The sequence below is a fragment of the Lentzea kentuckyensis genome, assembly GCF_002150765.1.
Lineage (GTDB): Bacteria > Actinomycetota > Actinomycetes > Mycobacteriales > Pseudonocardiaceae > Lentzea > Lentzea kentuckyensis.
Genome location: NZ_MUYM01000049.1, coordinates 1 through 12915, shown reverse-complemented (window position 1 = coordinate 12915; position 12915 = coordinate 1). Strand labels below are relative to the sequence as shown.

12 protein-coding genes and 1 pseudogene are annotated in these 12915 nt (G+C 68.1%); 9 read left to right on the top strand and 4 right to left on the bottom strand.

What is annotated here, in order from left to right; all coding sequences use genetic code 11:
• The 3 genes and pseudogenes from B0F77_RS22915 to B0F77_RS22905 all read right to left on the bottom strand — a co-directional run.
• Positions 1-1358: pseudogene (locus B0F77_RS22915) on the bottom strand (hypothetical protein); the annotation flags it as partial.
• Between the two features lie 89 nt (positions 1359-1447).
• Complete coding sequence (gene ku / locus B0F77_RS22910) at positions 1448-2110, bottom strand: non-homologous end joining protein Ku (protein WP_086665016.1); 663 nt, start codon at positions 2108-2110, stop codon at positions 1448-1450.
• A gap of 106 nt (positions 2111-2216) precedes the next feature.
• Positions 2217-3602 carry an SDR family oxidoreductase gene (locus B0F77_RS22905; RefSeq protein ID WP_086665015.1) on the bottom strand — a complete coding sequence of 462 codons (1386 nt, stop codon included), beginning with the start codon at positions 3600-3602 and terminating at the stop codon, positions 2217-2219.
• Positions 3603-3766: 164 nt separating this feature from the next.
• Here B0F77_RS22905 and B0F77_RS22900 point away from each other — a divergent pair, with 164 nt between their 5' ends.
• From B0F77_RS22900 to B0F77_RS22885, 5 genes are all read left to right on the top strand, one after another.
• The gene (locus B0F77_RS22900; RefSeq protein WP_211293941.1) at positions 3767-4948 is read left to right on the top strand and encodes an RNA-guided endonuclease InsQ/TnpB family protein; all 1182 of its coding nucleotides are present in this window, start codon (positions 3767-3769) and stop codon (positions 4946-4948) included.
• Positions 4949-5016: 68 nt separating this feature from the next.
• Positions 5017-5736, top strand: a complete 720-nt coding sequence (locus B0F77_RS22895; protein ID WP_086665013.1) for a haloacid dehalogenase-like hydrolase — start codon at positions 5017-5019, stop codon at positions 5734-5736.
• Positions 5733-5891: a hypothetical protein gene (locus B0F77_RS48725; RefSeq protein WP_169730972.1), complete on the top strand. Its 159-nt coding sequence runs from the start codon at positions 5733-5735 to the stop codon at positions 5889-5891. The genes B0F77_RS22895 and B0F77_RS48725 overlap by 4 nt, the downstream gene beginning before the upstream one ends.
• 43 nt (positions 5892-5934) lie before the next feature.
• Positions 5935-7137 carry a DUF4231 domain-containing protein gene (locus B0F77_RS22890; protein WP_086665017.1) on the top strand — a complete coding sequence of 401 codons (1203 nt, stop codon included), beginning with the start codon at positions 5935-5937 and terminating at the stop codon, positions 7135-7137.
• The gene (locus B0F77_RS22885; protein WP_086665012.1) at positions 7134-7649 is read left to right on the top strand and encodes an SLATT domain-containing protein; all 516 of its coding nucleotides are present in this window, start codon (positions 7134-7136) and stop codon (positions 7647-7649) included. Before B0F77_RS22890 ends, B0F77_RS22885 begins: the two co-directional genes overlap by 4 nt.
• A 291-nt stretch (positions 7650-7940) precedes the next feature.
• Here the strand turns inward: B0F77_RS22885 and B0F77_RS22875 are convergent, their stop codons facing one another.
• Positions 7941-8624, bottom strand: coding sequence for a DUF2306 domain-containing protein (locus B0F77_RS22875; protein ID WP_158102794.1), 684 nt, complete (start codon positions 8622-8624; stop codon positions 7941-7943).
• Between the two features lie 91 nt (positions 8625-8715).
• Here B0F77_RS22875 and B0F77_RS22870 point away from each other — a divergent pair, with 91 nt between their 5' ends.
• From B0F77_RS22870 to B0F77_RS22855, 4 genes are all read left to right on the top strand, one after another.
• Positions 8716-8931, top strand: a complete 216-nt coding sequence (locus B0F77_RS22870) for an RNA-binding S4 domain-containing protein (RefSeq protein ID WP_086665009.1) — start codon at positions 8716-8718, stop codon at positions 8929-8931.
• A gap of 367 nt (positions 8932-9298) precedes the next feature.
• Complete coding sequence (locus B0F77_RS22865) at positions 9299-10792, top strand: sugar transferase (RefSeq protein ID WP_086665008.1); 1494 nt, start codon at positions 9299-9301, stop codon at positions 10790-10792.
• 14 nt (positions 10793-10806) lie between these two features.
• On the top strand, positions 10807-11829 hold the full coding sequence (locus B0F77_RS22860) for a Gfo/Idh/MocA family protein (protein ID WP_245848564.1): 1023 nt from the start codon (positions 10807-10809) through the stop codon (positions 11827-11829).
• Entirely contained in the window at positions 11829-12830 is a 1002-nt protein-coding gene (locus B0F77_RS22855) for an NAD-dependent epimerase/dehydratase family protein (protein WP_086665006.1), read from the top strand. Before B0F77_RS22860 ends, B0F77_RS22855 begins: the two co-directional genes overlap by 1 nt.
• The last annotated feature ends 85 nt before the right edge of the window (positions 12831-12915 follow it).

Genomic DNA, 12915 nt, shown 5'->3' with positions numbered 1-12915 from the left:
ACCTGCCGTTTGTGCGTGCGGACCCGCCCGCTCGGCGGCACCCAGTCCTCGGCCCGCAGCGTGATCGGCACCGCGCAGTTGGAGTCCGTCTCCAGGTCCGAGATCGGCGCGCTGGCCTGCCGGAAGAAGTCACCCCACGCGGGACTTGCCTCCCGCCGGTGGTAACCGACCGTCGCCGCGAACAACGAGTGCCCCTCGGCGAGCAGCGGCTCGGTCAACGCGGCCATCCGCCGCGCCCGCTCCGCCGCCTTCTCCAGCGCGGCCTCGTCCCGCTCCTCGCGCACCGCGGTCTCGACGCCGTGCTCGCGCTTGATCTTCTCCAGCAGATCGCGGACACCCCTCGTGGGGATCTCGTCGCCCAGCAACGGGTTCAGCGCCTGCAGCGTGTACTCCCGAGTGGACACCCGGATCACCCGCCGGGTCAACGCACCCAGGTCGACGCACCGGCGCACCAATTCGTCCACTTCGGACTCCAGCGTCGCCGTGCGCGCCGCCCGCCCGGCCAGATCGTGCGGCGTGAAGTGGTACACAGTGCCCGTCGGCGTGCGCTCGACGAACTCCGCGAACGTGCCCTCCCAGCCGGGCGTGCGGAACGTGTCGCCGTCCACCTCCAGGAACACGTCGTCCTCTTGCGGCTCGGGCAGGTTCTGCAGCGCTTCCGGCGCCACGACCTCGTAACTCATCACGCCCGTGCGTTCCTGCTGCACCTGCAACCTGGCCTGCGCCGCCAACGCCGTGAAGCTGGCGGGCGAGAGCGTGGCCGGCCGTTCCTCGGTTCCGGCAAGCGCGTCGATCGTGTCAATGCCGGCTGAAACCAGCTTCCGCCGCTGGTCCGCGCGCAACCCGGCGACGAGCGACAGGTCCCGCGCCTCCTCACGCCCGGACGCGCAGTGCCGGGCGAACCGGCACCCGTTGCACGCGGCCCGGACATCGCCCCAGGACCGCTTCGGTGCAGGTGAGGGCTTCGCGAGCCGCGTCTTGAACCGCACCAGCAACGGCGCGAAGTCGGCGACGCGGAACGACGTGCGCCGGCCGTTGATCACGAGGTGCGCCCGCTCGGCACCCAGCGCCTGCGCCGCCGCGGTCAGGTTCAGGACGGCCAACGGCGTGGCTTCCTGGACCTCCTCGCACGGCTCGTAGCCGACTGACGTGCGGACCAGCGTCTGCGCCGTGCAGTGGAACACGCCGTCGAAGAACACGGCGTTCTCGATCAGGTCCGCGCCGGAGCGCATCTCCGCGGCCGTCCGCGCGGCCTCGCGGTGCAGCTCATCGGGGTCGCCACGCCGTTCGTCACGCGCAAGGAAGCTGCGGTGCTCGCATTCGAGCAGGTCGACGAGGTCGGACGGGCTGGCGAGCATGGACGCCGATGGTAGCGGCCCCTGGCGGCACGGGCGGACGACCCGCGTTCATCCCCGGTACGCGCGTCGTCCGCCCGCACCACCAGGTCTCAGACGTTCGCCTCCACCAACGACAGCAGCGCCTCGTGGTGGGTGTTCGGATAGTCGTGCGGCTTGAACGGACGTGTCTGCGCGCGCACCAAAGCCGCCGCGGCCGCCAGTTCGCCGGTTCGCACCTCGGTGTCCCGGTGCAGGAATGCGAAATGCGGATCGCGCACCTCGTCCGGCCACAGCAACGTGTGCAGCACGATCACCCCGTGCTGCGGCCGCAGGGCGGCCAAGGTCTCCTTGCCGCGCAAGGCGAACTTCACGATCGCCGCGGTCTTGGTGCGCTCCAGGGTCTCGCGCAGCAGCACGTACGAGCGCACCGCCAGGTCGTCCGGCTCGACGTAGTAGCTGCGGTGCAACGAGATCGGGTCGAGATCGCTGACCGGCGCGAACTGCTGCACGTCGATCACGCCGTCCTCGGGCGCGGGCAACGAGTGCGGGTCGATCTGCACGATCCGGCCGTCCTCGAGCTCGTAGCCACGGCCGATGTCGTCCGGAGTCAGGCGCAGCGAGCACTCGCCGCACACCTGTTGGTGCCGCACGCGGCCGCTGTCCTCACGGTGCACCAGGTGCACCCTGCTGCGATGTTCGGTCGACGCGGACACCAGCCGCACCGTCATCGTCGTCATGCCGAACCGAAGTGCGCCCCGCCACACAGTCCTCATGACAAATGGGTACTCGAACACGTGGTCGAATAGACCTACCTGGTGACGAAAGGGCTCGTTCGGGCGCGTCCGACGGGTACCTCGGACGCGTGCGGCACCGAAAACCTCACCAAGCGGAAGGCGCGTAGTCCTTCAGGAAGCAGCCGTACAGGTCCTCGCCGGCCTCGCCACGCACGATCGGGTCGTACACCCGCGCGGCGCCGTCGACCAGGTCCAGCGGGGCGTGGAAGCCCTCGTCGGCGAGCCGCATCTTCATCGGGTGCGGGCGCTCGTCGGTGATCCAGCCGGTGTCGACGGCGGTCATCAGGATGCCGTCGGACTGCAGCATCTCCTCGGCGCTCGTGCGCGTCAACATGTTCAGCGCGGCCTTGGCCATGTTCGTGTGCGGGTGCCCGGAACCCTTGTAGGCGCGGGAGAACTGGCCTTCCATCGCGGACACGTTCACCACGTACTTGCGCCGGAACGCGCTCTTGGCCATCGACGCGCGCAGCCGGGAGATCAGCAGGAACGGCGCCGTCGAGTTGCACAGCTGCACTTCCAGCAGCTCCACCGGGTCGACCTCGTCGACGTTCTGGATCCACGAGTTCACCGCGGCGGTGTCCGGCACCAGGCCGCCCGCGTCGATGTCCTTGGACCCCGCCATCAGCGCCAGCGTCGTCACCGAGTGCGCCTCGGGGACCGCGGTGCCGGGCAACGCCAGCTGGCCGTGGCCGCCGAACGAGATCAGCTCCGGCCGGCGCGCGTCGCCGGTCAGCGCCTCGTGCTCGGCGGAGGCCAGCGGCGCGTAGGCACCGGCGGAGCGGCGGACGGTCTGGGCGGCGTTGTTGATCAGCACGTCCAACGGGCCGTGCGCGGCCACCTCGTCCGCCAGCGCGAGCACCTGGGCCGGGTCGCGCAGGTCGATGCCCACGATCTTGAGCCGGTCGATCCACTCGGCGGAGTCGGGCATCGAGGCGAACCTGCGCGCGGCGTCCTTGGGGAACCGCGTGGTGATCGTGGTGTGCGCGCCGTCACGCAGCAGCCGCAGCGCGATGTACATGCCGATCTTCGCGCGCCCGCCGGTCAGCAGGGCGTTGCGGCCGGTCAGGTCCGTGCGGGCGTCGCGCTTGCTGTGGTTGAACGCGGCGCACGAGGGACACAGGTTGTGGTAGAAGGCGTCCACCTCGACGAACCGCTTGCGGCACGTGTAGCAGGACCGCGCACGCAGCAGCGTGCCGGCGGACGCCCCCGCGGCGTTCGAGACCAGGGGGAGGCCCTGCGTCTCGTCGTCGATGCGGTCCGGCGACCCGGTGGCGGTCAGCGCGGTGACGGCCCGGTCGTTGGCCGTGATGGCGGCCTTGCGCTCGGACTTGCGGAACTTCTTCGCGGCCTTGAAGATCTTCGCGGTGGCCCGGCGGACGCGCACCGCGTCGTCGTGCTCGGCGGGCAGGTCCTCGACCTGGGCAAGCACGCGCAGGCAGACTTCCAGCTCTGCGGGGTCGATCGAGGTCATCTGAGGTCCTCCGAGGAGATCCGTCCATCAGGACGGGGCACTGTCAGGCCTTTGCGGAGCAGGACTGAGACAGCGGTGTCGCTGTCAGGGCGACACGCTGTCCACGACCCGCTCATGCGAGGGCGCCGGATCGGCTTGGTAATTTGTGAACTGTGAATGGGCAGGTGAAGCGGGCGTTCCGGTACCGCTTCTATCCGAGCGATGCGCAGGCGGCGGAGTTGTCGCGCACGTTCGGGTGTGTCCGCAAGGTGTACAACCTGGCGTTGCAGACGCGTGCGGAGGCGTGGACGCTGCGTGGCGAGCGGGTTGGCTACGGGGCCACGTCGGCGCTTCTGACCGCGTGGAAGCGCACCGACGAGCTTGCGTTCCTGGCTGAGGTGCCGTCGGTGCCGTTGCAGCAGGCGTTGCGGCATCTGCAGACTGGGTTCACGAACTTCTTCGCCAAGCGTGCGCGGCATCCCAGGTTCAAGTCGCGCAAGAAGTCGCGTGCGTCGGCGGAGTACACGCAATCCGCGTTCCGGTGGCGTAACGGGATGTTGACGCTGGCGAAGATGGCCGAGCCGCTGGACATCCGCTGGTCGCGGCCGCTGCCTGCGGGGGCGGTACCGTCGACGGTCACCGTGTCGCGGGACGCGGCCGGTCGCTGGTTCGTGTCGCTGCTGTGCGAGGACCCGGGTGTGACGCCGTTGCCCACAGCGGATGCAGTGGTCGGCATCGACGTCGGCCTCGAACACCTGCTGGTCCTGTCGACCGGGGAGAAGATCGACAATCCCCGACATGAACGCCGTGACCGGGAATGCCTGGTCAAGGCGCAGCGGGCCCTGAGCCGCAAACAGAAGGGCAGCAGCAACCGGGACAAGGCCCGTGCCGAGGTCGCCCGTGTGCACTCGCGGATCGCCGACCGGCGCACGGACTACCTGCACAAGATCACTACTCGGCTCGTGCGTGAAAACCAAACGCTCGTGATCGAGGATTTGGCTGTGTCGAACATGGTCGGCAACCGGCGCTTGGCCCGTGCGATCGGGGATGCGGGCTGGCGGCAGTTCCGGCAGATGCTGGAGTACAAAGCGCGGTGGTATGGCAGGGACGTGATCGCGATCGATCGTTGGTTCCCGTCGTCCAAGCTGTGCTCGGCCTGCGGCGCTCTCGCGGCGGCCATGCCGCTGCCCATGCGCGCGTGGACCTGCACCTGTGGCACGACCCATGACCGGGACGTGAACGCGGCACGCAACATTCTGGCCGCCGGGCTGGCGGTGACAGTCTGTGGAGCCGGTGTCAGACCTCAACGGAACACTCCGGGCGGGCGGTCGGCGACGAAGCAGAAAACCCTGCGGCGCGAGCCGTAGGACTTGCCTCGCTCACGAGGGAAGAAGGCCAAGAGCAGGGATTTTACGGGTTGAGGGGTGGTGGTCCGATGACCGGGCCCGAACTGCTGGTGCTGTGGGACATCGACGGCACGCTGATCGCCGGTCGCGGCTTCGGCAAGCTGATGTACCGCGAGGCGTTCCGGACCGCGTTCGGCAGGGAGCTGAAGGGGTCCGTCGACCTCGGCGGACGCACCGAGCTGGACGTCATCGCGGAGCTCCTCCACCAGCACGACATCGAGCACACCGAGGAGACGTCCAAGCTGCTCGCTGACGCGCTCGCGAGCTCCTTCGAGAGTCGTCGCGCCGACTTCCCCGATCACAGCGACCTGCTGCCCGGTGCTCTTCAGGCGTTGCAGCACTTCGCGGACGACCCGCGCGTGCACCAGGGCGTGCTGACGGCGAACCTCAGGAGCGTCGCGTTGATCAAGCTGGAGGAGTTCGGGCTGGCGCATCTCGTGGACTGGGACGTGAGCGCGTTCGGCGACGACCACGCGGACCGGGCCGAGCTCGTCCAGTTCGCGAGGAAGCGCGCACAGCACATCCAGTCCTTCACGCATGACCAGGTGATTCTGATCGGCGACACCCCGCACGACGTCTACGCCGCGACCAAGGCGGGCGTGCGGGTGGTGGCCGTCGCCACAGGCAGGTTCACCGAACACGACCTACAGGAAGCCGGAGCCGAAACGACGCTCGACGGCCTCGCTGACCTCGACGAGCTGACCAGGCAGGTGTGGGGGAGGGCCGAGCAGGGAAACCGCGACGCATGAACCCTGAAGCACCCGACGCGGACGTGGCAGAGCAGCAGCTGGACGTCGTGCCGCAGGCGTCTGTCGAGACACCCGTCGTGCCGATTGAGGCGGACCCGGCGGATGCCCTCGACCAGCAGCGCGAAGTCCCCGTGGACGACGAGGATCGGGTCTAACCGGCTCTAGTCGCCGGTCGATCACGGCGTTATGGTGCGCGGCATGCCCACAGCAGGCGGCCCGACAGTCAAACGGCTGTCCCAGCCGGACGCCGACATCAAACCGAAGGCCCTCGGCTTGCCCCGAGGCCGCACGGTGATCTCGGTCTTCGGCTCCACGGAAGACATCGAGACGGATCTCGCCGCGAAGTTGTTGCCGGTGCTCAGATCCGTCGTGGTGACCGCGGCCCGCAACGGCGCGGTGTTCGTCACCGAAGGCACTGACAGAGGCGTTGTCCACTTGCTGGGCATGGCCTTGCAGGCGTGCGAGCAGCGTTGGCCCGTCGTCATCGGTGTCGCGCCCAGCAGCAAGGTGCACGACCTCACCGAAACCTCCACCAACGGTCAGATCGCGCTGGAACCCAACCACAGCGTCGCCGTCATCGTCCCCGGTTCGGAGTGGACGGACGCGACACCGGTGCTGTTCCGCACGATCGACGCAGTCCGGCACAAGAAGCCGGTGATCGCACTCGTCGTCGGAGGCGGGAGCGAGAAGGAGGTCGTCGACCACCTCAGCGGCGACCACCCGTTGCTGGTGCTCGCCGGCACGGGTGGTCTCGCGGACCGCATCTCGACCGGTGACCTCACCGGCGACCTCGCGGTGCTGGTGCGCAGCGGCAAGATCTTCATCGTGCACGTCGACGAGGGCCCCGGCAAAGCCGTCACCGCGCTGGAACGCTTGCTGGGCAAGGAGAAGCCCGTCAAGCCGCCACGGATCTGGCCCAAGGTCCGGTACCGCGCGCCGGAAGCCCGGCCGCTCGTCGACCCCGGCTTCGTCGTCGCGTACCCGGCGCTCGCCGACGCCATCCACGACGCCAACCAGGTCGTCGCGCCGGCGTTCCAGGAACTCGACGCGCAGGCCGAGGTCGAGCAGAACCGCTACCGGCTCACCGCGGTGCTGGCGATCGCAGGCGGGCTGACGACCACGGTGTTCGCCGCGCTGCAGACGTGGCTCAAGGACACGCCGTGGCCGGGTGTGCTGGTCGTGGCCGGTGGCGCGTTCGCCGCGGCCATCACGATCGTGGCCCGCAAGCGCGAGTCGCTCGACAAGTACCTCACCGCCCGCTCCCGTGCGGAACGGCTGCGGGCGCTGTACTTCGCCCACCTCGCCGCACCGGCTCCGGCCTCGGAGAACGCGCGGCTGGACCGGGTGGCGGATCTGGAAGCCGCGGTGAGCGACCGCAAGCACGAGGTGGTGCGGACATGAGCACGTCGACCGACAAGGACACCGGGAAAGAAACCGGGAAAGAAGCTGTCGTGAACGAGGTCGCGGAACAGCCGACCGCACCCGCACCCGCGCCGGTGACGGTGCGGCAGCGCGAGGGCCAGTTCGTGGAAGCCTATCTGCGCCACCGGTTCCAGGACCGGCTCGACCACTTCGAACGCGGTCGCAAGCGGTACTCCGCCGCGCGCACGTGGACGGTCGCGATCGCCGCCGCGCTCTTCATCGCCGCGGCCGCCGCGGCGGCGGTGGGCATGGCGGACGGGCCGCGCCGGGCCATGTGGGGTTTCGCCGCAACGACTTTGGCCGCGCTGGCCACCGCGGTGTCGCTTTACGAGGCCACGTTCGGATTCCGCCGCCTGGCGCGGGAAAGTGCCACTACTTCCGTTGCGCTGCAACGGCTCGCGGTGGACGGTCCCACGCCGGACGATGTGGACGGAGAAAGGCTGGTTGCATTTGTGACCGAAGTGGAGTCAGTGCTGCGATACGGCCGGTGAAGCCGAAATTCCGGCGAAAATCGATCAAGGTTCCGCTCCGGAAAACGCTTTCTGCATTGCGGCGGCCGCCGCACTCTCTGTGGGTGGCCGATTACAGAAAGCACTAGATCTGGCGTTTCGGGCACCCAGTTGTCATGATGGCGGCATCCCCCGATGCGGAAGCAGGCACGACATGACTTGGGCGCGTCCCGCGATCGCCGAGCCCGAAACCGGCACGTTTGCCGAGGCCAAGGCTCTGGAGAAGGAGCACAGCACGATTCAGAACAGCAAGGCGGCACGCACCGTGGCCTGTCACGCCACGAACGCGCTGGACTGCGCTGATCTGCTCGAGATGCTGGGACTCAACGCTGCGGAGGGCAAGGTCCGGGTGTAACCCCGCGACTGGATCCACCACTCGGCCACCAGCAGGTTCACCACGAACGACAGCCAGTTCGCGGTGGCGAAGACCAGCAACCCGTCCCCGTCGGGTACGAGTGAGCCGAGCAGCAAGCCCCATAGGCGACCCGTCACGGCGGCGCCGGTGAGAGCGAAACCGCGGATCATCCAGATGCGGTGTTCGCCGAACTGGCGCCGCCGTGCGGTTTTCAGCCCGAACACCGCGCTGACGAACCACAGCACGGACAGCACCGTCAGTGGCCCTGACGTGGCGAGCCCGTAGAGCGACAGCTGGGCGCAGACGACGCCGAGCAACGACGACGGCAGCACGCCGGCGAAGTACACGCGCCCCATCACCCGGTGAACCCTCGGATGTCTCCTGCGCAGCCCCGGCCAGAACTGCGAGACACCCGCCAGGACCGCGACCGTTCCGGTGAAGATGTGGGCGACCAGCAGGCCGTAATGGACCGAACCACGCAACGCCGGCCGCGCCTGCGCCATGTCCAAAGTGACGTACGCGCTCGCCGCGAAGATCGTTATCGCGACGCAAACTATTCCGGATACCGCCAACCAGACGATGTATCCCCTCGAAGTTTTCATGCTTGTAAGGGTGTCAACGACTTCACCCGTACGCGCTGGTGTGTGCCCCCGAGCGAGCGGTGAGGCGCGCCCTACTGGGATGATGTGGCTCATGCGGACGGTGGAGATCTCCGAAGAGCCGATCAGGCTAGGACAGTTCCTCAAGCTGGCTCAGCTCGCGGAGGACGGCGGGCACGCGAAGGAGCTCATCGAGGACGGGGAAGTCCACGTCAACGGCGCCGTCGAGGTGCGGCGCGGCGCACAGTTGCGCGCGGGGGACGTTGTGGTTGTCAATGGTGACGAGGTTCGCATTTCCGTTCGGCCGTAACGCATTACTCCATTCAGCGGTAAGTGCATGCACAATCGCAGTCGATCGGTCTAGGGTCCGAAGACCTCTTCTGAACGATTCCGCCGCGCCATACGTAACCTTAATGTCCCTTGTGGACACGTGGAATCGTCTTGCGTCGCCACGGTTTCGAGACGGTGAGACCTGGATCACGTCCGGTATTCGGGCTTCGGGGAGACTTTTTTCCTGAGCCTGTAACGCGGATGCCGGACTGGGCGAATCACCGGTTGCGAGCTTCGGCGGCCGAGCCCGAATGTGGCCTTGCCGGAGATCGAAGATTTCAGGGTCCTCGGGGTGACCTGCGTATGTGCACGTCCGGAATCGCCGCTGAGCCGGGGAGATCAGAACGATGAGTGAGCAGGTCCGCGCTGCCCGTGACGTCGACGGGCTGCGCCGCACGCTCAATCCGCTGTCGGAACACAGACAGACGCACCCACCTGTTGCCCGCTGGGAAAGCCGCTACCGCTATGCCGTGATCACCGCCGATGTGCTGACCGTTGCCCTGGTCGTCATCGCCACCGGTGCTGTCATGAGCATCCGCCACGCCGCTTTTGGCCCGCTTTCCCTTGCCTTGTTGGACATACTCACAGTAGTTGTCGTCGTCGGCTCGCTCGCGATCAACCGCGTGTGGACGACGACGGTTCTCGGTCAGGGGGCCGAGGAGTTCCGAAGACTCGGCCGGGGTTTGTTCGGTGCCGTCGTGGCGCTCGGCCTCGGAGCGCTCGCCGTCGACATCCCCGGCGCACGCCTGTGGGTCTTCGTCGTAGTCCCCGCGATCGCCCTGGTCGCGTTCCCCATGCGTTATCTCCTGCGCCGCCCGCTGCACCGCGGCCGCAGTGAAGGTCGTTTCCTCCTGTCCGTCCTCGCCGCCGGCAACCTGGACACCGTCGAGGACCTCATCAGCCGCACGCGCCGCGTCGCCCACCTGGGCTGGCGCGTGGACGCGATCTGCACGATCGACGGCCGCGGCCGCTCCGGTACCGAGGTCGACGGCGTGCCCGTCGTCGGCCAGCTCCGTGAGCTGGCCGAGCACGTCCGCCGCGGTGGCTACCGCATCGTCGCCGTCACGCCCGACGCCTACTGGACACCTCGCCGTCTCCAGCAGCTCGCGTGGGCGTTGGAGGGCTCCGGTGCCGAGATGGTCGTGTCGCCCGGCCTCATGGAGGTCGCCGGCCCCCGTCTGCACATGAGCGCCGTGCTCGGCATGCCGCTGCTGCGGGTGAGCGAACCGGCCCTGAGCGGGTTCCGCCGCCTGGTCAAGGAGGTCGTCGACCGTGTCGGCGCGTTCGTCCTCCTGCTGCTTCTCGCTCCACTGATGTTCGCCGTCGCGGCCTTCGTGATGATCGACAGCCGCGGTCCCGTCTTCTACCGCCAGAAGCGGGTCGGCAAGAGCGGCGTGCCGTTCACGATCATCAAGTTCCGCACGATGGTGACCAACGCCGACGCGTTGCGCGCCAGGCTGGCCAACGCCAACGAGGGCCACGGTCTGCTGTTCAAGATGAAGAAGGACCCGCGCATCACCAAGGTCGGCACGTTCCTGCGCCGGTACTCGATCGACGAGCTGCCCCAGCTGTTCAACGTCCTCGCGGGCAGCATGTCGCTCGTCGGCCCGCGCCCGCCGCTGCCGGAGGAGACCGCGAAGTACTCCTCGGACGTGCGGCGCCGCCTGCTGGTGAAGCCCGGCCTGACCGGTTTGTGGCAGGTGAGCGGCCGGAGCGATCTCTCGTGGGAGGAGTCGATCCGCCTCGACCTGCGCTATGTCGAGGACTGGTCGCTCGCCCTCGACCTCGTGATCATGTGGAAGACCTTCCGGGCCGTCTTCGGCGGCCAGGGGGCCTACTGATGGAGAAGACTCCTGTGATTGGCATTGCCGTCATCGGCGCGGGCTACTGGGGGCCGAACCTGGTTCGCAACGCCCAGGCCACGCCCGAACTCAGACTGAAATACCTGTGTGACCTCGACGTGAGCCGCGCCCAGCGCGTGCTCGGCGAGTACTCGACCGTCCGCGCGACCGCATCGCTGGACGAGGTCCTCGCCGACCCCGAGGTGCACGCCGTCGCGATCGCCACCCCTGCCGCCACCCACCTGCCCGTCGCCCTGGCGGCGCTGGAGGCCGGCAAGCACGTTCTCGTCGAGAAGCCGCTCGCGGCCAACTTCGAGGACGGCCTCAAGCTCGTCGAGACCGCCGAACAGCGCGGCCTCACCCTGATGCTGGATCACACGTTCGCGTACACCTCGTCCGTGCAGCACCTGCGCAAGATCATCCGCGGTGGCGAGCTCGGCGACATCCAGTACATCGACTCGGTGCGGATCAACCTCGGTCTGGTGCAGCCGGACGTGGACGTGCTGTGGGACCTCGCCCCGCACGACCTGTCGATCTTCGAGGCGATCCTGCCCGACGACGTGCGCCCGGTGGAGGTCGCGGCCCACGGCTCGGACCCGATCGGCGCGGGCGTCGCGTGCGTCGGCCACCTCACGGTGCGGCTGTCAAACGGGGCGATCACGCACGTGCACGTGAACTGGCTGTCGCCGACCAAGATCCGCACGATGGTCATCGGCGGTTCGCAGCGCACGGTGGTGTGGGACGACAACAACCCGTCCCAGCGGCTGTCCATTTACGACCGTGGCGTCGACCATTCCAAGGAACAGCGCACGATCTCCTACCGCACGGGCGACATGGTCGCGCCGGCGTTGCTGGAGCGCGAGGCGCTGCGCACGATGATGGCCGAGTTCGCGTCGGCCATCACCGAGAAGCGCCCGCCCCTGACCGACGGCCGCGCGGGTCTGCGCGTGCTGGCGGTGCTGGAGGCGGCCTCGGAGTCGTTGCGCACCGGTGGGGTTTTCGTTCCCGTTCAACAAGTTGAAGGCAAGGTTTCCTGATGTCCGGCCAGAAGGAATTGGGTCAGCCGATCACCGGCCAGCGCGCGCTCGTCACTGGCGGCGCGGGCACGATCGGCTCCTCGGTGGTGGACCAGCTCGTCGAGGCCGGCGCGGCCGAGGTCGTCGTGCTGGACAACTTCGTGCGCGGCCGCCGGGAGAACCTGGCCGGGGCGCTCGAGTCCGGTGTCGTGAAGATCGTCGAAGGCGACATCAACGACAAGGCGCTCGTACGGGAGCTGACCGAGGGCAAGGACCTGGTCTTCCACCTCGCCGCGATTCGCATCACGCAGTGCGCCGAGGAACCGCGGCTGGCGCTGGAGTGCCTGGTGGACGGCACCTTCACGATCCTGGAGGCCGCCGCGGCCGCCGGGGTGAAGAAGGTCATCGCGTCGTCGTCGGCGTCGATCTACGGCCTGGCGGAGTCGTTCCCCACCAACGAACGGCACCACCCGTACAACAACGACACCTTCTACGGCGCCGCGAAGGCGTTCAACGAGGGCATGCTGCGCAGCTTCAAGGCCATGTACGACCTCGACTACGTGGCGCTGCGCTACTTCAACGTGTACGGCCCGCGGATGGACGTCCACGGTCTGTACACCGAGGTGCTCATCCGCTGGATGGAGCGCATCGTCGACGGCAAGTCGCCGCTCATCTTCGGCGACGGCGCCCAGACGATGGACTTCGTGCACGTGCACGACATCGCGCGTGCGAACATCCTCGCCGCTCAGGCGCCGGTCACGGACACGGTGTACAACATCGCGTCCTCCAAGGAGACGTCGCTCAAGGAGCTCGCCCTCGCGTTGCTTGCCGCGATGGACTCCGACCTGCCGCTGGAGCACGGCCCCGAGCGCAAGGTGAACGGCGTGACGCGCCGGCTCGCCGACATCAGCCTCGCGGCCACCGAGCTCGGGTGGAAGCCCGAGATCGAGATGGACGGCGGACTGCGCGACCTGGTCGCGTGGTGGCGTGCCGAGAAGGCCGCCGCCGAGCAGTCCGCCTGACACCACCAGCCGCACCCCCGTAAAAGCGTCTGCAAGTACCACCAACTCAACATCAACAGGCACTTTCCTACTACCAACCTGTTCG

Coding starts and splice junctions, on each gene's coding strand:
- B0F77_RS22865 (WP_086665008.1), top strand. CDS start 9,299: ATGAGTGAGCAGGTCCGCGCTGCCCGTGACGTCGACGGGCTGCGCCGC.
- B0F77_RS22890 (WP_086665017.1), top strand. CDS start 5,935: ATGCCCACAGCAGGCGGCCCGACAGTCAAACGGCTGTCCCAGCCGGAC.
- B0F77_RS22875 (WP_158102794.1), bottom strand. CDS start 8,624: ATGAAAACTTCGAGGGGATACATCGTCTGGTTGGCGGTATCCGGAATA.
- ku (WP_086665016.1), bottom strand. CDS start 2,110: ATGAGGACTGTGTGGCGGGGCGCACTTCGGTTCGGCATGACGACGATG.
- B0F77_RS48725 (WP_169730972.1), top strand. CDS start 5,733: ATGAACCCTGAAGCACCCGACGCGGACGTGGCAGAGCAGCAGCTGGAC.
- B0F77_RS22905 (WP_086665015.1), bottom strand. CDS start 3,602: ATGACCTCGATCGACCCCGCAGAGCTGGAAGTCTGCCTGCGCGTGCTT.
- B0F77_RS22895 (WP_086665013.1), top strand. CDS start 5,017: ATGACCGGGCCCGAACTGCTGGTGCTGTGGGACATCGACGGCACGCTG.
- B0F77_RS22870 (WP_086665009.1), top strand. CDS start 8,716: ATGCGGACGGTGGAGATCTCCGAAGAGCCGATCAGGCTAGGACAGTTC.
- B0F77_RS22855 (WP_086665006.1), top strand. CDS start 11,829: ATGTCCGGCCAGAAGGAATTGGGTCAGCCGATCACCGGCCAGCGCGCG.
- B0F77_RS22885 (WP_086665012.1), top strand. CDS start 7,134: ATGAGCACGTCGACCGACAAGGACACCGGGAAAGAAACCGGGAAAGAA.